The organism is Bacillus cereus group sp. Bce019 (assembly GCF_051781745.1).
GTDB classification, from domain to species: Bacteria; Bacillota; Bacilli; order Bacillales; family Bacillaceae_G; genus Bacillus_A; species Bacillus_A cereus.
Genome location: NZ_JBPWJX010000003.1, coordinates 226,510 through 244,926, shown reverse-complemented (window position 1 = coordinate 244,926; position 18,417 = coordinate 226,510). Strand labels below are relative to the sequence as shown.

Genomic DNA, 18,417 nt, shown 5'->3' with positions numbered 1-18,417 from the left:
CAGAGGGGTGAGGGATAATAGGAATGAAAACAAAATTATATTTTAGTTTAGCATCCGCTATTTTATTTGCAATAGCCGTGATTGTTTTCTTTATAAACGGCAATCCACAAAAGTGGTTTTGGTTATGTATTTTCTTTGCGTTCATTATACAAAATATAGTACTACTAAAAAAGAATAAAGAAGTGCATTAGGATATTCAAATTATTAACATATTTGTGTCGTCTTGCTAGTTATATTGAAAACGCTTTTATTCAGTTTTATAATAAAAGTATGTTTTATAAATCTCCAAAATAATTAAAAGGGAGATGATACAATGTTAGCTTCACCTTTTTACTTACATACATGGAAAAAGTTTATTGATGAAGGAGTCCTTGATTCGAACCGTATAAACGAAAGAATTTCAGAGTCATGGCATCGATGTAAACAAGCAAATGTGAATCCTCACATGAATAAAGGTCAGAAAATTTTGTCTTCTCATGTTTTTCGAGAACAAAAGAAAAAGAGTGAAATTTTCCTTGATATAGCATTACCCCAAATACAAAATTTGAGAAAAACCATTGATGAACTACAAATGATGGCATTATTAATCGATCCAGATGGTTATGTTCTATCCTTAAGTGGAAATAAACAAACGTTAAAGCGAGCGAAACATATTAATTTTATTGAAGGTGTAAAATGGACGGAAGCAGCTGTGGGGACAAACGCAATAGGAACAGCGCTAGAAATTGAAGAAGCTATTATGATAAGTGGTACTGAACATTACTCCGTGGCATCTCATAGCTGGAGTTGTGCGGCTGCTCCCATTCATAACGATGACGGGAAATTAATTGGTATTCTAGATTTCTCCTGTCCAATTGAATTTTCACATCCATATATGCTCGGTATGGTAACTTCAATTGCACATGCGATTGAACGTGAATGTAGCATAAGAGTTCATCAAAATGAATTACACTTAATTCATCGTTTTTTAGATGTCATTGATAGTGATGAACAAGTAGTTATTTGTAATCATCGTGATGTTATCGTTTCTGCGAGTAAGAGCGTTCGTGAGCGAATAAATAATTGGTCAAGAATGAAACTTGAAGAGTTAATGCACCATGGATTAGAAACTAAATTAGAGATACCAGTATATAGTAATGAAAGAATGATTGGGAAATGTATGTATTTAAAGGAAAACGAACAAATGAATACATATTCTGCTCTCACATTTATAAAAGGAATTACTTTTCCAGGAGTTACTGGGACAAGCAAAGCATTTCAACACACACTAGAAGAAATTAAGCTTGTTTCACCGACTGATGCTAGTGTGTATGTATGTGGTGAGACAGGAGTGGGAAAGGAATATGTCGCGAGAGCGATTCATGAAAATAGTCCAAGAAAAGACGGGCCCTTTATAGCTGTTAACTGCGGTTCTTTGCCTAAAGAATTAATAGAAAGTGAATTGTTCGGTTATGCTGAAGGTGCATTTACAGGTGCGCGACGTCAAGGATATAAAGGGAAATTTGAACAAGCGAATGGAGGAACATTATTTTTAGATGAAATTGGTGAAGTACCACCAGAGATGCAAGTAGCATTATTGCGTGTTTTACAAGAACGTACAATAACTCCAATAGGAAGTTCAAAAGAGGTACCAGTAAATATTCGTATTATTACTGCCACACATAAAGATTTACTACGGTTAGTAGAAGAAGGGAAATTCCGTCAAGATTTATATTATCGTTTGCACGTTTATCCGTTATATGTTCCATCGTTAATAGAAAGAAAAGAGGATATCCCATATTTTATACAACACTTTTGCGAACAGAAGAATTGGAATGTTGTATTTCCGAAGAGTATTTGCAATCAATTTTTACAACATACATGGCCCGGAAATATTCGAGAACTAGTAAATGCATTAGAACGCATTTACATTTTGTCGCAAGGACGGGAAATATGCGAAAAACAAGTCGCTCTTTTGATACAAACATTGATGGGAAATCAACAACAACTTGAGTTACAAGTTGAAAATAAAACCGAACATACATTGAATTTTCGCGAAAAAATACAGCGTGATAGCATGATTGAAGCATTACAAAAGACAAATGGAAATGTTTCATTAGCTGCAAAACTATTAGATGTACCCCGTAGTACATTTTATAAACGAATGCAAAAATATAAGTTATAAAGTAGATTTTTGTAATCTACTTTTTCTTTGTGGGCTCATGTTCTGTCGGAATGTGCGCTTACCGGGGAAATAATAGAATTGTTAGAAGGGAAATTTCCTAATGGGGGTTAGTGTGTGAAGTATATTGAAATTGGCTTCGGAAATAGGTGGTTCGTTCGAACAGAAACTGAAAATAAAGATGGAACTGAATTTGAAGAACGAGGAATTATAAAACCTATTTATTTTGAGTCTTTATATGTACGAGTGTGGTTTCGGAAAACGTGTTTAATTTTTGATACGAAAGAAAGGTTTAAAAAGGTTAAGAAGAGGAGGATTGAATATAAATTTATAGTTGGAATTGTAAGTAGACTGGATAAAGAAGAAGTGGGCTAACATGCGTAGTTATATTGGACAGGAAATTCTTTTGACTTATATCAAATTCATGAAAAGCACATTTACTAAATATAAATTGTTAATAAAACCGCTAAGGAAACTTAGTGGCTTCTTTTTTTATAGGAAGGATTTTCATATGAATAGGATCTTAACGATTGTACTTGCAATTATTGTAATGGGGTATTCCATTTATAGTTGGAATGATACTTCGGAACTGAGTATGCTAATTTTACAAACGCTTTTAGGGTTTATGTTAGTTAGCTTAGGCGTGCAAAATTTAAAAAATAACGAAAAAGAAAATAGAAGTATAGGGATTGCTTTACTACTCGTGGCTTTTTTTAATTGTTGTATCTTTAATAAAATATTTTGTATGAATAAGTTTTTAAATTAATAAAAAATGATTATTTATTGAATCCCCCTCACAATAAAAAGTTAAAATTCTACTTGTATTTCACTATATAAAATATGGCATAATGATTTAGTTAAAATAGAAATGGATAGGGTATTTGAGAGGGGCAGTATAATGAGTTTTGCAATTGAAATAGTAATAAAAGCACCATTGGATGTTGTATGTGACTACATATTAGAAGATGAAAAAATAAAAGAATGGAATACGTTTATAATAGAAAATCGCTATCCTTCAAATATGGATAAAGAGAATCCACGTGTAGGAGATAAATATATTACTGTTCAAAAAGTCGGTAAGAAAATATTCGAGGCTGAAGTAGAAATCCTTGAATACGATGCACCGCATATTATTTCACTTGGTAGTGAAATGAAGCAAGGATATTCAGCAATGACTTATATGTTAGAAGAAGATGAGGAAGGTACAGCACTAACATTAATTTCAGAATATGAACCTAGTAATTTTTATTATAAAATGATGTATAAGTTAACAGGTTGGATTTCACGAGGTTTAACTATGGAACAAATGGAACGTCTAGCAGAATGTGTAGAAGCTGCTTATCATAAAGAAGATTAATATTAAAAATATATTAAGGTAAAAGCGTTACTCAATCTCATGAGTAACGCTTTTACTGTTTGAAGATTTTTCATTGAAAATCTCAATAGCTCTTTCATATATTTCTTTATCAACACAAAATCTTTCTGTTATCCAATAATTAAGTTCAGAAGATGTAATGATTTGTTCTCTTTTCTTACCTTGGAAATATCGTTTTAAAACATTATCATTAATAGAAGTTGGAATACCATCGATATAACCGAAAATCTGAATTTTCTTTAATACAGGAGATGTATGCCAATCGTTAGACTTTTTAATGAGTTCTTTCATACTTGATAAATGTATTGGATCTGTATGTAAGATTTTTGCTGGACCTGGATTTCTAGCAATTTTAATCCGATTATTTGAGACTTCATAAGTGAAAGTTTCTCTTACATTACTTACTTGAAATGATTCATAAAGTGGGTAAGCTTGGAATAAAGGTGCACAATAACCAACATCAACATAATAAGGTTGGTCTAAGTTAACCCGTAAGCATAAATGTCCGGGATCCATATACATATAATGAACATTAAAACCAAGATTTGATAATAACCAATGGAATCCAATTGAGTGCGTCCAACAAGTACCCCCGAGACCTTTTGTTGTAATACGGTTTATGTATATCTCAATGGAAGGAAAATAATTACCTGTTTCATTACCCTTTTCCCAGTCAATTATTTTAGTAAGGGTTTCCCATTTTATTTTTTCTTGATGAGCTTTAATAAGCTCATTTAAAAACTTTAAGCTAGTAGGCTGTTTTGTCGTACCTAAAAATGATAGAAAGCTATTTACTAGTTGTACTTGGGTCATTTTCTTATCCTTTCTATATAGAAATTGCTATTGGTATTATTATACAATAGGTGTCAGAAAATACAGTTGTTTATTATTGGAGTGGGAGAGAATTATATGTCGATGTCGCTATATTATAAAAAAATCCGTGAGCAATTAGGCCATGAACTAATTCTAATACCGAGTGTAGCTGCTGTTATTAAAAATGAGCAAGGGAAAATCTTATTTCAATATCCTGGTGGAGAATACTGGAGTTTGCCAGCTGGAGCAATTGAACCTGGGGAAACTCCAGAAGAAGCAGTAATTCGGGAAGTATGGGAAGAAACAGGATTGAAAGTACAAGTAAAAAAACAAAAAGGGGTATTTGGAGGGGAAGAGTTTCATTATACATATGCAAATGGAGATAAGGTAGAATATATTATTGTTGTGTATGAATGTGAAATTACTAGTGGAAAACTGAAATCGATAGATGGTGAATCTTTAAAACTACAATATTTCTCATTTTCTGAAAAGCCTACTTTAGCACTACCATACCCAGATAATATATTTTTATAGATGTAAAATAACACACCTTACTTATTGAAGGTGTGCTATTTATATAACCCGGTTGTATACATCTCCGTTAACGTATACACAATTTCCTCTAAGTTAATCTTTTTATCATTTTGCGTAATAGTCCAAAGAAACGATTCATTCATCGCGAACCAACCGCGTGCTACAATCTCTTTATTTAAATTAGGTTGTGCTAATCCACTTTCTTGAGAGTAAGTAATATCTTGTTTAATACTTGTTATAAAACGTTCCCGAATCTCATCCCATTTTTGCCGTATTTCTCTTGATAATCCTATCGCTTCCTCTACAACTTGCAAAATAGCGCGTTCTTCATCTGCTAATTGCAGGAATGCTCTAACTTGATTTTGGATCATTATACGTGCTTCCTCTTTTGTTTGTGGAGAAAAAGAGCGCTCAGCAATATTATAAAATTGATTCATAACATCTTCCATTAAACTAATTAGGAGATCATCTTTGTTTTTGAAGTATACATATGCTGTTCCATAACCAGTTTCTGCATGTTTAATAATTTGTGTAATTGTCGTTTTTTGAAATCCATTATTTATAAAAATAGTGTAACCAGAGTGTAATAGTTTCTTCTTCGTTTCTAAGGAGCGGTGTTTTCTTGATGAAAGAGTAGAATTTTTCAAAGAATCACCTCTTTATACTGAAATATCTGAAAATATAAGTGTATTGTAAAAGAAGTTCATATATAAAGTCAACTGACATAATATCATTGACGTTGTATCAATTAAGGTGATATATTTCAATTAGTTAGAATAAAAAGAAAATTAAGAGAAGGTGACACCATGTATAAAGAGCCATTTCAACCAACTTATGAGTATGCGCTTGAATGTGATAAACATGATGAACTGAAAGATTTTCAAACTGAATTCTATAAAAACGAAGGTACTATATATTTAGATGGAAACTCATTAGGGCTACTTTCAAAAAGAGCAGAGAAATCGTTACTTACGTTGCTAGATTCGTGGAAAGAGTATGGCATTGACGGCTGGACAGAAGGTGAGCACCCGTGGTTTTTCCTTTCAGAGAAATTAGGTAAACTTACAGCCCCTCTTATTGGTGCTTTACCGGAAGAAACTATTGTAACCGGTTCTACAACTACAAATATACATCAAGTTATTGCGACGTTTTACGAACCAAAAGGAATACGTACAAAAATACTTGCGGATGAATTAACTTTCCCATCAGATATTTATGCACTTCAAAGTCAAATTCGTTTAAAAGGATTAGATCCAGAGGAGCATTTAGTAAGAGTGAAAAGCCGAGATGGTAGAACACTTTCTGAAGAAGATATTATTTATGCGATGGAAGATGATATCGCTTTAATTTTATTACCTTCTGTTTTATATAGAAGTGGTCAAATTCTGGATATGAAACGTTTAACAGCGGAAGCTCATAAACGTGGTATTCATATCGGATTCGATTTATGTCACTCAATCGGTTCTATTCCGCATCATTTTAAAGAATGGGATGTTGATTTTGCTGTTTGGTGCAATTATAAATATTTAAATGCAGGACCGGGTAGTGTTGCAGGCCTTTATGTAAATAGTAAACATTTTAATAGACTGCCAGGATTGTCTGGATGGTTTAGTTCTAGAAAAGATAAGCAGTTTGATATGGAGCATACATTAACAGCCGCTGATCATGCAGGTGCTTATCAAATTGGTACACCTCACGTTTTAAGTACAGCACCATTAATTGGTTCACTTGAAATTTTCAAAGATGCTGGTATTGAACGTTTACGTGAGAAATCTTTACATATTACGAGGTACATGCTGAATTTAATTGGACATGAATTAAAAGATTTCGAATTTACAATTGGAAATCCATTAGAGGATGAAAAACGAGGCGGGCACATTTATTTAGAGCATGCAGAAGCAGCACGTATATGTAAAGCACTAAAAGCAAATGGAGTAATTCCAGATTTTAGAGCGCCAAATGGGGTGAGACTTGCGCCGGTCGCTTTATATAACACATACGAAGAAGTGTGGAAATCTGTACAAATATTAAAGAAAATTATGAAAAATGAAGAGTATAAGCAGTTTGAAAATAAGCGAGAGGTTGTGGCATAAATATGAAAACATCAGAGTGGATTGATATTTCACAACCGCTAAATAATAATATTGCAACGTGGCCAGGAGACACACCGTTCTCGTATGAAGTTTCATGGTCAAAAGAAGAAAGTGGCTCAGTAAATGTCGGAAAGTTAACGATGAGTATTCATACAGGCACTCATATTGATGCACCATTTCATTTTGATAATGATGGAAAGAAAGTATTGGATTTAGATGTTCAAGTTTATGTTGGCTCCGCACGGATTATTGACGTTTCTAATCTTGAAAGCATCGGGAAAAAGGAATTAGAAAGCTTTCATTTAGAAGGTGTAGAACGATTATTATTACGTACATCTTCACATGGAAAAGCTGAAGAATTTCCAGAGGTGATCCCTCATTTACGTGCAGACATAGCGTCGTTTCTTTCAGAGAAAGGTATTCGTTTAATCGGAGTAGATGTACCATCAGTTGATCCGCTAGATGATAAAGAATTAGCAGCGCATCATCAATTATTTAAACATGGAATTCATATTTTAGAAAATGTCGTACTAGATCATGTAGCAGACGGTGATTATGAACTTATTGCATTACCACTTGCATTAACTGATGCAGATGGAAGTCCAGTTCGAGCCGTTATTAGACCAATATAAGTAGAATCATATAAAAGGGGCGTTTGGCTAATATGAAAGAAAATGAAAAAGTAATTATGGAAAAAGGGATTCATACGGATTTTAAAGAGAATATGACGTATGGGGAGTATTTACAATTAGATAGTTTACTATCTTCTCAAAAAAGATTATCGGACCATCATGATGAAATGTTATTTATCGTTATTCACCAAGCAAGTGAGCTTTGGATGAAGCTCATTTTACATGAGCTAAATGCGGCGATTGAATATATTAAACAAGATAAATTACAACCAGCTTTTAAAATGTTAGCACGTGTATCAAAAATTCAGTCTCAAATTATTCAATCTTGGGATATTCTTGCGACATTAACACCATCAGAATATATTGAGTTTCGTGATTCACTCGGTCAAGCTTCAGGTTTTCAATCGTATCAATATCGTATGATTGAGTATGCACTTGGCTATAAAACGCCACACGCATTAAAAATTTATGAAAAGGATCCAGAATTACATGCACGACTTCATAAAGCGCTACATGCACCAAGTCTATATGATGTCGCGATTCAAGCATTAGTAAAAGAAGGATTCCCTATTCATAAAGATGTATTAAACCGTGATATTACGCAGCCTTATGAAGAAGATGCAACAGTAGAAGCGGCATGGCTTGAAGTGTATGCGGATGTGAAAAAATATTGGAATTTATATCAGCTTGCTGAAAAATTGATTGATATTGAAGACTGGCTACAACAATGGCGTTTCCGTCATATGAAAACAGTAGAAAGAATTATTGGACATAAAATGGGTACAGGTGGATCCTCCGGTGTTTCTTATTTAAAGCGAGTACTTGATCAACAATTCTTCCCAGAGCTTTGGAATGTTCGTACGAAATTATAAAAATAAACCTGTCAGTTCATTATGGCTGACAGGTTTATTTTTATTTGAGCACAATTATGTTTAAAATGAAGGAACAAGATATAATAAATGGAGTAACTATTTAAATGGAGGTAAAGTTTTTGGATTTCAAGCAACTAGAAAATAAATTCGAAAAGAAAAAAGTGAATACATTTCTTGTTTATCAAAAAGGGGAATTAACAACTGAGTATTATAAAACACCCGAATGTGCAAATAACTTATATAAAATAAATTCGATTACAAAAAGTATCGTATCTTTATTAATTGGTATTGCAATTGATAAGGGCTATATAAATGATATACATACATCAATTACAGAGTGGATTGAAAATGTACCTGGGGAAAAACATGATTTAACGCTATATCACTTATTAACAATGACTACTGGTGAGGACTGGAAAGAGTTTGGGAATGGAGTAGTATTCCCAAATGACTTTGTAGAATCAGAGAACTGGGTACAGTACATATTAGAAAAGCCAATAATTGAAGAACCTGCTACAAAAATGAATTATAATTCAGGTTCTTCTCATTTACTGAGCTATATTATTCAAGAAGCTACTGGAATGTCGACAGAGCGGTTTGCAAAGAAATATTTATTTAATCCATTAGAAATTAACGAATACGAGTGGCAACAAGATCCGCAGGGTATATATGTAGGTGGCTTCGGTATGAAAATGAAATCTACCGATTTATTAAAGTTAGGAAAATTATGTTTGCAAAATGGATATTGGAATGAAAAAGAAATTGTATCAGCGAAATGGTTAGAAGAGTCAAGTAGGGCGCAATTTGAAACATATGAACATGTCGGCGCATATGGATATCACTGGTGGGTATTACATAACGAAAGATTTCACATACCGTATTGTATATATTTCGCTATGGGATACGGCGGACAATACATCGTTATCATTCCTCAATTAGAAGTAGTATCTATTATAAGTAGTCATATGCCAAAACGTGGGCTCGTTCCGTTAAAATTATTTATTGAGCATGTACAGGGAAATTCTAATTATATATAAGAAAAGGAGGGAATGTATGAAGGATGAAAAAATTTTATCTTTATTTAGATTCTGTTTAAGTCTTCTAGTATGTAGCGCCATTATTACGCAATTCATAATCAGGGCACAAGTGAAACCGTTTAATCCAGTTAACTTTTTTAGTTTCTTTACGATCGAAAGTAACATTTTGGTTGCATGTATTCTCCTTTTAAGCAGTATCGGAACAGCTACATTTGGTCGCTCAGAACAGTTTAGTATACTTCGTGGTGCAGCAACGGTATATATACTTACGACTGGACTCATTTATTTTTTATTATTAAGAGGGTTAGAAGAATCACTTCAAACGGCAATACCATGGGTAAATACGGTGTTACATTATATCATGCCAATTGCTATGCTTTTAGATTGGATATTAAATCCACCAAATAAGAAAATCACTTGGAAAAAAGCTTCAAGTTGGCTCTTATTCCCGTTTTTTTACGTTGTATATAGCTTAATTCGTGGTCCAATCGTGAATTGGTATCCTTATCCATTTTTAGATCCGAGAATAGGTGGATATGGTAGAGTACTTTTATACAGTATAGGGATAGCAGTTGTAATTGGCACTATTTGTATATTGGTAAGATTTTTAGGGAATCGAAACTTTAGAAAAGAATTTTAGAAATGAAAGAAACCCGGCTGTTATGAATCTAAATAGCCGGGTTTCTTTCATTTTATCTACTCGTCTTCTGAAACGACATTTTAATAAATTTCTCCGTCTTCGTTTCAAATTCCACATCAACAAAAACACCATATTCTTTTCCGTCTTCACGTAGCCACAATTTGAATTTTTCAACTGTTATTTGAACGGTTTTTGGTTTTCTACCTATATGAAGGTAATCAATAATCTCTGCTTTTGGGTACTGTTCTTTCGTTTTCTCTACAGCAAGCTTACCCCATTTTGCATACGGCGGCTGCGCATGAACAATTGATGAGCCTGTATATACATTTGAACATGTTGTTAGGAACAGAAGGACGAGTGCGACACGCTTTAACAAATTCTTCATGATGAACTCCTTTTATCCTTTTTTTATATTGTTTACATTTTCTTTCTACGATATTAGTTTGGATTTTTTTGTCTTCTTTACATAAAAGCGAGGCTTTTACAAAACATAACCAAGAAATCATTTACATAATTAAGGAGGGAAAATTATGCGCCAAAAAGCTATTTTTAAAATAGCGGTTTTACTTGCGTTCATAGGACTGTCTTTAATGGTCAGTAGTATACAACTAAAGAATGTAGAAGCATTTTCTAATCAAGTCATTCAAAGAGGAGCCTCGGGCGAAGATGTCATTGAACTGCAATCTCGTTTAAAATATAACGGATTTTATACGGGAAAAGTAGATGGTGTTTTCGGATGGGGTACATATTGGGCACTTCGGAATTTTCAAGAGAAATTTGGATTACCCGTTGATGGTTTAGCTGGAGCTAAAACGAAGCAAATGCTCGTGAAAGCAACGAAGTATGACAAGTCAACTGCTAATAAAGGGACGACAACGAATAAAGGAAATAGTGGTGGCACTGCACAAGAGAATAAACCACCTCAAAATAAAGGGACAAATGTTCCGAATGGTTATTCTCAAAATGATATTCAGCTTATGGCAAACGCAGTATACGGAGAATCACGCGGTGAACCATATTTAGGACAAGTTGCAGTAGCTGCTGTTATTTTGAACCGTGTTACAAGTGCGTCATTCCCAAATACTGTTTCAGGTGTAATCTTTGAACCTAGAGCATTTACAGCGGTAGCCGATGGACAAATATATTTAACACCAAATGAAACAGCAAAAAAAGCAGTTTTAGATGCGATTAACGGATGGGATCCAACAGGAAATGCTTTATATTATTTCAATCCAGATACTGCGACTAGTAAATGGATTTGGACTCGTCCACAAATTAAAAAAATCGGTAAACATATTTTCTGTAAATAGAGCGGAGGTGGGACAATGTTACGAGGTATTATCATTGTATTATTAACAGTCGGTGTAGTAGGAACAGGCTATTGGGGCTATAAAGAGCACCAAGAGAAAAATGCGGTTTTAATTCGAGCGGAAAATAGCTATCAACGTGCATTCCATGATTTAGCATACGAAGTCGATTTATTACACGATAAAATTGGCACAACACTTGCGATGAATTCACGATCATCTTTATCACCTGCATTAGCGGATGTATGGCGTTTAACATCTGAAGCTCGCTCAGATGTAGGACAACTACCTTTAACATTAATGCCATTTAATAAAACGGAAGAATTTTTAGCGAATATCGGTGATTTCAGTTACCGTGCAGCCATTCGTGATTTAGAAAAAGAGCCGTTAAATGAGCAAGAATATAAAACGCTACAAACTTTATATTCAAATGCAGGAAATATACAAGATGAACTAAGAAAAGTACAACATCTTGTTTTGAAAAATAATTTACGCTGGATGGATGTAGAAATGGCACTTGCATCAAATCGCGATCCAGCAGATAACACAATTATTGATGGATTGAAAACTGTAGAGAAAAACGTAACATCATATTCTTCTACAAACTTCGGACCGACCTTTACAAGTGCGCAAAAAAATAAAAAAGGTGGATTTGAAGCGGAAGGAAAGGCAATTTCTAAAGATGAAGCGGCGAAAATTGCCAAATCGTTTTTGAATTTAAAAGGAAATGAAAAAGTAGATGTTGAGAAAAGCGGAAAAGGTGCGAAAGAATCCTTCTATAGTGTGAAAATTAAAGATGAGGCAACGAACAATGAGTTCTATATGGATATTACCGGAAAAGGCGGATATCCAATTTGGGTTATGAATAACCGCGAAATTAAAGAACAGAAAGTTAGTTTAAACGATGCAGGTAGTAAAGGTTTGAAATTTTTAAAGGACCATAAGTTTAATAATATGGAGCTTTATGATAGCTCTCAATATGATAATGTTGGTGTATTTACGTATGTAGTAAATGAAAATGGAGTACGAATTTATCCAGAAGCAATCCAAATGAAAATTGCTTTAGATGATGGTTCTATCGTTGGGTTCTCCGCAAAAGAATACTTAGCGTCACATCAAAAGCGAACAGTTCCATCGGCAAAGCTAACTGCAGCAGAAGCAAGAAAGAAAATCAATCCGGATGTAAAAGTCATGGAAGAACGTAAAGCTTTAGTAGTCAATGATTTGCATAATGAAGTGCTTTGCTATGAATTTGTAGGCACTTTAGGAAAAGATACGTACCAAATATTCATTAATGCTAATAGCGGGGCCGAGGAAAAGGTAAAGAAAATGCAAGCTGTTGAAAAAATTTATGATTAAACCTTAATAGTGAAGTGGTGAAAATAATGAAAACTCTAATATATATATTGATGCTTTGCTTCGTTATAACTGGATGCAGTATTGGAAAAAAAGACAATCCAAACGAAAAGCCGGAACAAAAAAATGTTTCAATGAAAAATGTTAATTATACGAATAAATCAAATAAGCCAAATGAAAAAGCAGCAGATCATTTAGCATCTTTAGCAGCAAGTGTGCCAGGTGTGAATGATGCAACAGCGGTCGTTGTTGGAAAATATGCTATTGTAGGTATTGATGTAAAAGCAAAACTTGATCGAACTCGAGTTGAATCAATTAAATACTCTGTTGCAGAAAGTTTAAAAAATGACCCTGACGGTGCTAATGCAGTCGTTGTAGCAGATGTTGATACGTATGAACGCCTCAAACAAATCGGAAAGCAAATTAAAAAAGGAAAAACAGGTGAAGGTATACTAGATGAATTAGCCGCTATTGTGGGCCGAGTAATGCCACAAGTTCCAAATGATATGATAGAAAATAGAGAAACGAATCCAATTAAAGATAATGATAAACAATTACCAAAAGATGAAGAACAAGAGTTAAGAAAAGAACAGGATGATCAATCAAATAATCATTTGAATAAATGAAATTAGCCTCGTACTTAATTGTACGAGGTTTTTAAATATAATATTAAATATTCAGTTTATTTTTAAGGGAATATATGGTTTAATTATCATGGGAGGGACAACTGTTATGATGAAAAAAAGCGCATGTATATTGTTTAGTTTATGCTTAGGTTTCAGTATGACAGCGTGTGAACAGAGAAAAGAAGTGAAAAACCAAACAGCAACTTCTTCTACTGTGATGGAAAGGCAACAGAAAGAGTCTATCAATATAAATCATTTCTCGAGTATAAATGAAGGAATGACTTATACAGAAGTGAAAGATTTAATTGGTTTTGAAGGAGATTTACTTATAGAAGAAGGGGTAGAGCATTCTACACAAATTAAACAAATTTTTGCTTGGAAAGGGAACGATCCAAATTCATTTGTTGAAATTACCTTTTTAGATGGAAGAGTGCATTCAAAAGCACAGCAAGGTATAAGTTAATAAGCTGAAAAATGGGAGAGTTTAGCATGAACATACACACAGGGGAAATTCAATTAGCTCCGTATAAGGAGAAATATAAAGAAGTTATACAAACATTTACTTTACCAAGTGAACAAGTTCAGTTTACATCAGATCCAAGCGCATTACTGGAGAAAGCAAAAAGTGATTATACAAAAAATGTGATTGTTATTTTAGATCACAATGGGGTACCGGTGGGTCTTTTCGCATTGGAAACGGGAGATAGAGTAAAGGAGTTCACAGATAATGAGGATGCTTTACTTTTAACGTCATTTTCTATTAATCACAATAGACAAAGAAAAGGATTCGCTAAAAAGTCATTGTTATTATTAGAAGAGTTTGTAAAACGTTATTTTCCAATAAAAAATGAAGTTGTACTTGCTGTGAATGAAAGAAATATTCCTGCACAAAATTTATATGCAAAAGTTGGTTTCCAAGATAAAGGTTTTAGAAGAATGGGACCAATTGGCCAACAAATAATAATGCATTTACCTATAATGAAATAATGAGATAGAAAACTTACTCTTGAATATTCAAGTAGTAGGTTTTTTTATTTTAACAATATATAATATATGTATATAAAATGAAACAGGAATGAAGGATATAAAAAATGAATCAAGATAGAAAATGGAATATCGTTGGAGGAAGAGTGATTAAAACTGGGATTGCAGTTTTTCTTACAGTGTTAGTTTGTGATTTTTTTAACATCCCAACTATTTTTGCTGTAATAACAGCAATTGTTACAATTGAACCAACTGCAACAGACTCAATAAAAAAAGGACTTATTCGCTTTCCGGCCTCAACAATTGGATCGGCATATGCCATGACTTTCACATTTTTCCTAGGCCACCAAGCAATTTCTTATGCATTAGCTGCAATGTTTACGATCGTTACATGTCAAAAACTAAGGTTACATGCGGGAACTTTAGTTGCAACTTTAACTGCCGTAGCAATGATTCCAATTACGGCAAATCATTATTTTACTGCATTTTTAATTCGTTTAGCTACTACATCTACTGGTATTATAGTATCTACTTTAGTGAATTTTTTCATTTTTCCACCCCACTACACGAAAATGATTTTTGGATGTACAGAGGATCTATTTGCTAAAACAGCAAATATTATGGAAGAATGGATTACTGCATTAGTTGCAGGAAAAGGTGTGAAAAAGGAGACTGCTCAGGATTTATCTAAATTGACTTTATTATTGCATAAGGCGATACAATTTGTTCAATATGAGCAGAAAGATTGGAAATATCATCAACATACAAAGAAGGAAATGAGAAGCTTTTTAACGATGCAGAAGCAACTTCATATATTACAGCAAATCATTTACCATATAGATAATTTAGCTCGGGTATCAATTGAGACTTGTGACTGGTCACAAAGTGAAAGAGAAATATTACAACGAACAATTCATTCTATAATTGCTATATTGAGAAACCGTTGTAATGAAATTGATGAGGAACATTTCAAACTTATTGCTGAATTAGACAAGCAATTTTGGAGTTATAAAAATGATTTAAAAGATTATAAACCAAATCATTATCATCACCATTTTTCAAGTGAATCTATTATTTTATTTGAGGTATTATCTATTCATGATATGTTAGAAGAATTAAAACAAATATCCGAGAAATATGAGTGGGAAAACCGATTCAATTGATAAGTTCATTTTACTGTGGGGGGATAATATGACATTTTATATTGCATTACTAAGAGGAATCAATGTCGGTGGCCATAAAGTAATCAAAATGGCTGATTTAAAACGAGTGTTTGAATCAATAGGGTTAAAACAAGTGAAAACATATATACAAAGTGGTAATATTGTGTTCGAATCTGAGGAAGGTATAAACTTTCTAAAGGACCAAATACAATCTGAAATAAAAAAAGAATTTGATTTCGATGTTCCAGTCATGCTAAGAACACATGATGAATTTATAAATATTATTAAACAATGTCCATATGAAGTTCATTCATTGTTAGAAGGAGAAAGTGTTCATATTGCTTTTTTAGCTAATGTACTTTCTGAAGAAGAGAGTAGTCAATTGCTTACATTTAAAAGTGAACTTGAAGATTGCTATATAGATGAGAAGGTCGTTTATTTATTTTTCAAAAATAGCATTCGAAATTCTAAATTAATGAACCAGTTTCAGAAGTTACATACACCAGCTACAGTTAGGAATTGGCGGACTGTGAATAAATTAAAAGCAATTGTAGAGAGTATGTAAATATAAAAAGATGAGGTTTTCTACATGTAGAAAACCTCATCTTTTTACTTATATTGTTTTGCAACTATGAGTTCGACAATAGGATAAATAAAGAATGAAGAGCAAATTGCGATGAACAGGGGGAGGTTTTTTACTCCATCTAAATTAGCCCCCATAGAAAATCCTTCGGAGAAGATTAATAAAAGGAACATTACAACTACAAGCACAAAATACGCAATTTTAAAGCTTTTATATGTAATTTGTTGTCCCATCTCATCTTGACTTTCTTCTGACACACCGTGGGGATCTCCCCAAGTAATGTGATTAATTAAATTACTAAGTATTAACGAAATAGCAAAAATCGTACCACCTAAAATAGAACCTTCAGTTATGTATTTATATGTGCCATGTACTAGTATTGCAATTAATGCTAAAACAATGATTATAAAAATAGTTTTTTTAGTATTCAATAAATAATTGCCCCCTCGATTGTAAAAAACTCTTTACAAATATAAGTATAAAATTGGAAAAGTATCATGTCAAATACTTTTTACACACAATATGTAAGTATGCAATATTTTGTTTTTATGATAAATAAAAAATTACAATACATTTGAATGTAAAAGAATGGGCTCGCATATATTTGGAAGGGATGTCAGATTAATTTAGGGGGTAGTTATGTCTATACTTTTAAAAGCTGGTGCAGATGCAGGAAACAACGGTTTGAAGTTAATGGTGAAAGGGCAAGACCCTATTTTTATTCCGAGTATTTATTCTTTATATATAGGTGAGCCTACAGGACTCTTAGATGAGGTAGATGTTTCATTATCTGAATTAGAAAACCACATTGATGTGACTATAAGTTCGCCATCGTTAATGCTAAATAATGTACGATACATCGTTGGAGAAAAAGTTATTCAAGATCAATTAAAAGGTACTGAGGTAGAGAAGAAATCGAATAAGTCAACGGATGAGTTAATGGTTATTACAATACTATCAGGTTTGGCGGTAAGCGCTATGCGTCAAAGTCCAACTTCTAGCCATATTAATATTCGTTATGATTTATCTGTCGCTCTTCCTATGCAGCTTATTACACAAGAAATAGCTGCTGAAAATGCAAAACGTTATATGGGAAATCATAAGGTTATTTTCCATTATCCGAACGGACGCGATGTGACAATTAATGTTTCAATTGAGTATTGTAAATGCCTGCCTGAGGGCGCTTCTGGTACGTGGGGCATTGTATACGATGAAGAAGGAAATGTTGTGAAACATAAAATAGAATGTGAGCAAAATCAAGTTTCTGAAATTGATTTTGTAGATAAAACTCTACTCTCTTTTGATATTGGTGCAGGGACGACAGAAGAAGTCGTTTCATTAGGGGTGAATTTCCGTCCGCAACTAAGTAAAGGTTTATCTTATGGTGTAAAAGAGACGTTACTACAAATCATTACGAGATGGAACCGGAAGTATCCAACTAAAACGATTGATAGTATTACAGAATTCAATCAAATTTATTTAAATGATAAGCATCCGAGAAATACCTTATTAGTTGAGGAATCACAGCCAGCGCTATTAGGTTTAGCAGCACGTGTTGCAACAGATATTATAAATAAAATTGATGATATGAAAGACGATCCATACGTGTTTATTTATGGCGGGGGTGCAGTAATTATTAAAAATAGTTTAAAAATGATTTTAAAGCAAAAAGGACGACTCAAAAATGTAATCTTTGTAGATAATCCGTTATTTACAAATGCACGAGGATTATTAGTTTATACTTGTTCGCCAAAATATAGAGAGCATAAGCAAAAAGAGTTAGGATTTACAAACTTAACGATAAGTTAGTTGGTGGAAGTATGCGATCTAGGCGATATAAACGTGGTGATCGAGTAAAAATCAATATTCATAAATCGGTATCACCTGAAATGCTTGCGTGGCTGAATAAACAATCAAATCCAACTAATTTCTTCTTTTTTGCTGCGCAGCAACTATTTAAACAAGTTGGAGATATTGACGTTTCAAAAGCTTTACCAAGCAGCCATGTTTTCTCATTATATGTGGAGCCTTCATCCTTATTAAAAGTCGAAGTAAACCCTTTTAAAAACATGACACTAGACACAAATACATCCACCGAAAATGCAAAAAAAAAATTATGGGAATCTGTTGATCAATTAGATTGTCCATTTTTTTAAACATAGAAAAATATAAAAAGTCCCCATCACTATACATACGAATACAGTGATGGGTTTTTGTTTGTAACTAGAAGGGGGCACAATT

23 protein-coding genes and 1 pseudogene are annotated in these 18,417 nt (G+C 33.2%); 20 read left to right on the top strand and 4 right to left on the bottom strand.

Annotated elements, in window-relative coordinates; all coding sequences use genetic code 11:
• Positions 1-23 precede the first annotated feature (23 nt).
• From ACS2QP_RS07390 to ACS2QP_RS07370, 5 genes and pseudogenes are all read left to right on the top strand, one after another.
• Positions 24-191 (top strand): hypothetical protein, encoded by a 168-nt coding sequence (locus ACS2QP_RS07390; protein ID WP_438882275.1) that lies wholly within the window; start codon positions 24-26, stop codon positions 189-191.
• A 122-nt stretch (positions 192-313) separates the two neighbouring features.
• A complete protein-coding gene (locus ACS2QP_RS07385) occupies positions 314-2,164 on the top strand; it encodes a sigma-54-dependent Fis family transcriptional regulator (protein ID WP_438882274.1) in 1,851 nt (616 codons plus the stop codon).
• 114 nt (positions 2,165-2,278) lie between these two features.
• Positions 2,279-2,536, top strand: a complete 258-nt coding sequence (locus ACS2QP_RS07380; RefSeq protein WP_000873830.1) for a DUF3977 family protein — start codon at positions 2,279-2,281, stop codon at positions 2,534-2,536.
• 136 nt (positions 2,537-2,672) lie between these two features.
• Positions 2,673-2,910, top strand: a pseudogene (locus tag ACS2QP_RS07375) (DUF3953 domain-containing protein).
• Between the two features lie 149 nt (positions 2,911-3,059).
• Positions 3,060-3,518 (top strand): SRPBCC family protein, encoded by a 459-nt coding sequence (locus ACS2QP_RS07370; RefSeq protein WP_016098610.1) that lies wholly within the window; start codon positions 3,060-3,062, stop codon positions 3,516-3,518.
• 27 nt (positions 3,519-3,545) lie between these two features.
• Here ACS2QP_RS07370 and ACS2QP_RS07365 read toward each other — a convergent pair whose 3' ends face one another.
• Entirely contained in the window at positions 3,546-4,349 is an 804-nt protein-coding gene (locus ACS2QP_RS07365; protein ID WP_438882273.1) for an arylamine N-acetyltransferase, read from the bottom strand.
• A 96-nt stretch (positions 4,350-4,445) separates the two neighbouring features.
• Between ACS2QP_RS07365 and ACS2QP_RS07360 the strand changes: the two genes are divergently transcribed.
• Entirely contained in the window at positions 4,446-4,883 is a 438-nt protein-coding gene (locus ACS2QP_RS07360; RefSeq protein WP_326265137.1) for an NUDIX domain-containing protein, read from the top strand.
• A 35-nt stretch (positions 4,884-4,918) separates the two neighbouring features.
• Here the strand turns inward: ACS2QP_RS07360 and ACS2QP_RS07355 are convergent, their stop codons facing one another.
• Positions 4,919-5,530 (bottom strand): TetR/AcrR family transcriptional regulator, encoded by a 612-nt coding sequence (locus ACS2QP_RS07355; protein WP_000798537.1) that lies wholly within the window; start codon positions 5,528-5,530, stop codon positions 4,919-4,921.
• A 159-nt stretch (positions 5,531-5,689) separates the two neighbouring features.
• On the opposite strand from ACS2QP_RS07355, the gene kynU reads away from it, so the two are divergent.
• From kynU to ACS2QP_RS07330, 5 genes are all read left to right on the top strand, one after another.
• The gene (kynU, locus tag ACS2QP_RS07350) at positions 5,690-6,976 is read left to right on the top strand and encodes a kynureninase (protein WP_326265135.1); all 1,287 of its coding nucleotides are present in this window, start codon (positions 5,690-5,692) and stop codon (positions 6,974-6,976) included.
• 2 nt (positions 6,977-6,978) lie between these two features.
• Positions 6,979-7,608, top strand: a complete 630-nt coding sequence (gene kynB / locus ACS2QP_RS07345) for an arylformamidase (protein ID WP_438882272.1) — start codon at positions 6,979-6,981, stop codon at positions 7,606-7,608.
• A gap of 32 nt (positions 7,609-7,640) precedes the next feature.
• Complete coding sequence (gene kynA, locus ACS2QP_RS07340) at positions 7,641-8,480, top strand: tryptophan 2,3-dioxygenase (RefSeq protein ID WP_326265710.1); 840 nt, start codon at positions 7,641-7,643, stop codon at positions 8,478-8,480.
• A 119-nt stretch (positions 8,481-8,599) separates the two neighbouring features.
• Positions 8,600-9,517, top strand: coding sequence for a serine hydrolase (locus ACS2QP_RS07335; protein ID WP_326265712.1), 918 nt, complete (start codon positions 8,600-8,602; stop codon positions 9,515-9,517).
• Between the two features lie 16 nt (positions 9,518-9,533).
• Positions 9,534-10,157 carry a Pr6Pr family membrane protein gene (locus tag ACS2QP_RS07330; protein ID WP_326265379.1) on the top strand — a complete coding sequence of 208 codons (624 nt, stop codon included), beginning with the start codon at positions 9,534-9,536 and terminating at the stop codon, positions 10,155-10,157.
• Positions 10,158-10,209: 52 nt separating this feature from the next.
• Here the strand turns inward: ACS2QP_RS07330 and ACS2QP_RS07325 are convergent, their stop codons facing one another.
• The gene (locus ACS2QP_RS07325; RefSeq protein WP_000793373.1) at positions 10,210-10,542 is read right to left on the bottom strand and encodes a DUF3889 domain-containing protein; all 333 of its coding nucleotides are present in this window, start codon (positions 10,540-10,542) and stop codon (positions 10,210-10,212) included.
• Positions 10,543-10,687: 145 nt separating this feature from the next.
• Between ACS2QP_RS07325 and sleB the strand changes: the two genes are divergently transcribed.
• From sleB to ACS2QP_RS07290, 7 genes are all read left to right on the top strand, one after another.
• Positions 10,688-11,467 carry a spore cortex-lytic enzyme gene (sleB, locus tag ACS2QP_RS07320; RefSeq protein WP_001249053.1) on the top strand — a complete coding sequence of 260 codons (780 nt, stop codon included), beginning with the start codon at positions 10,688-10,690 and terminating at the stop codon, positions 11,465-11,467.
• A 15-nt stretch (positions 11,468-11,482) separates the two neighbouring features.
• Complete coding sequence (ypeB, locus tag ACS2QP_RS07315) at positions 11,483-12,823, top strand: germination protein YpeB (RefSeq protein WP_000943727.1); 1,341 nt, start codon at positions 11,483-11,485, stop codon at positions 12,821-12,823.
• 26 nt (positions 12,824-12,849) lie between these two features.
• Complete coding sequence (locus ACS2QP_RS07310) at positions 12,850-13,446, top strand: YhcN/YlaJ family sporulation lipoprotein (RefSeq protein WP_000854053.1); 597 nt, start codon at positions 12,850-12,852, stop codon at positions 13,444-13,446.
• Between the two features lie 106 nt (positions 13,447-13,552).
• The gene (locus tag ACS2QP_RS07305) at positions 13,553-13,909 is read left to right on the top strand and encodes a hypothetical protein (RefSeq protein ID WP_000976446.1); all 357 of its coding nucleotides are present in this window, start codon (positions 13,553-13,555) and stop codon (positions 13,907-13,909) included.
• 11 nt (positions 13,910-13,920) lie between these two features.
• Entirely contained in the window at positions 13,921-14,433 is a 513-nt protein-coding gene (locus ACS2QP_RS07300; RefSeq protein ID WP_002025890.1) for a GNAT family N-acetyltransferase, read from the top strand.
• Between the two features lie 104 nt (positions 14,434-14,537).
• Positions 14,538-15,593 carry an aromatic acid exporter family protein gene (locus tag ACS2QP_RS07295; protein ID WP_001070829.1) on the top strand — a complete coding sequence of 352 codons (1,056 nt, stop codon included), beginning with the start codon at positions 14,538-14,540 and terminating at the stop codon, positions 15,591-15,593.
• 28 nt (positions 15,594-15,621) lie between these two features.
• Positions 15,622-16,158 carry a DUF1697 domain-containing protein gene (locus ACS2QP_RS07290; protein ID WP_000145145.1) on the top strand — a complete coding sequence of 179 codons (537 nt, stop codon included), beginning with the start codon at positions 15,622-15,624 and terminating at the stop codon, positions 16,156-16,158.
• A 44-nt stretch (positions 16,159-16,202) separates the two neighbouring features.
• Here the strand turns inward: ACS2QP_RS07290 and ACS2QP_RS07285 are convergent, their stop codons facing one another.
• Positions 16,203-16,607: a hypothetical protein gene (locus tag ACS2QP_RS07285; protein ID WP_001093141.1), complete on the bottom strand. Its 405-nt coding sequence runs from the start codon at positions 16,605-16,607 to the stop codon at positions 16,203-16,205.
• A 208-nt stretch (positions 16,608-16,815) separates the two neighbouring features.
• Between ACS2QP_RS07285 and ACS2QP_RS07280 the strand changes: the two genes are divergently transcribed.
• Entirely contained in the window at positions 16,816-17,985 is a 1,170-nt protein-coding gene (locus ACS2QP_RS07280; RefSeq protein WP_000025622.1) for a ParM/StbA family protein, read from the top strand.
• 11 nt (positions 17,986-17,996) lie between these two features.
• Positions 17,997-18,332, top strand: coding sequence for a hypothetical protein (locus tag ACS2QP_RS07275; RefSeq protein ID WP_001257760.1), 336 nt, complete (start codon positions 17,997-17,999; stop codon positions 18,330-18,332).
• The last annotated feature ends 85 nt before the right edge of the window (positions 18,333-18,417 follow it).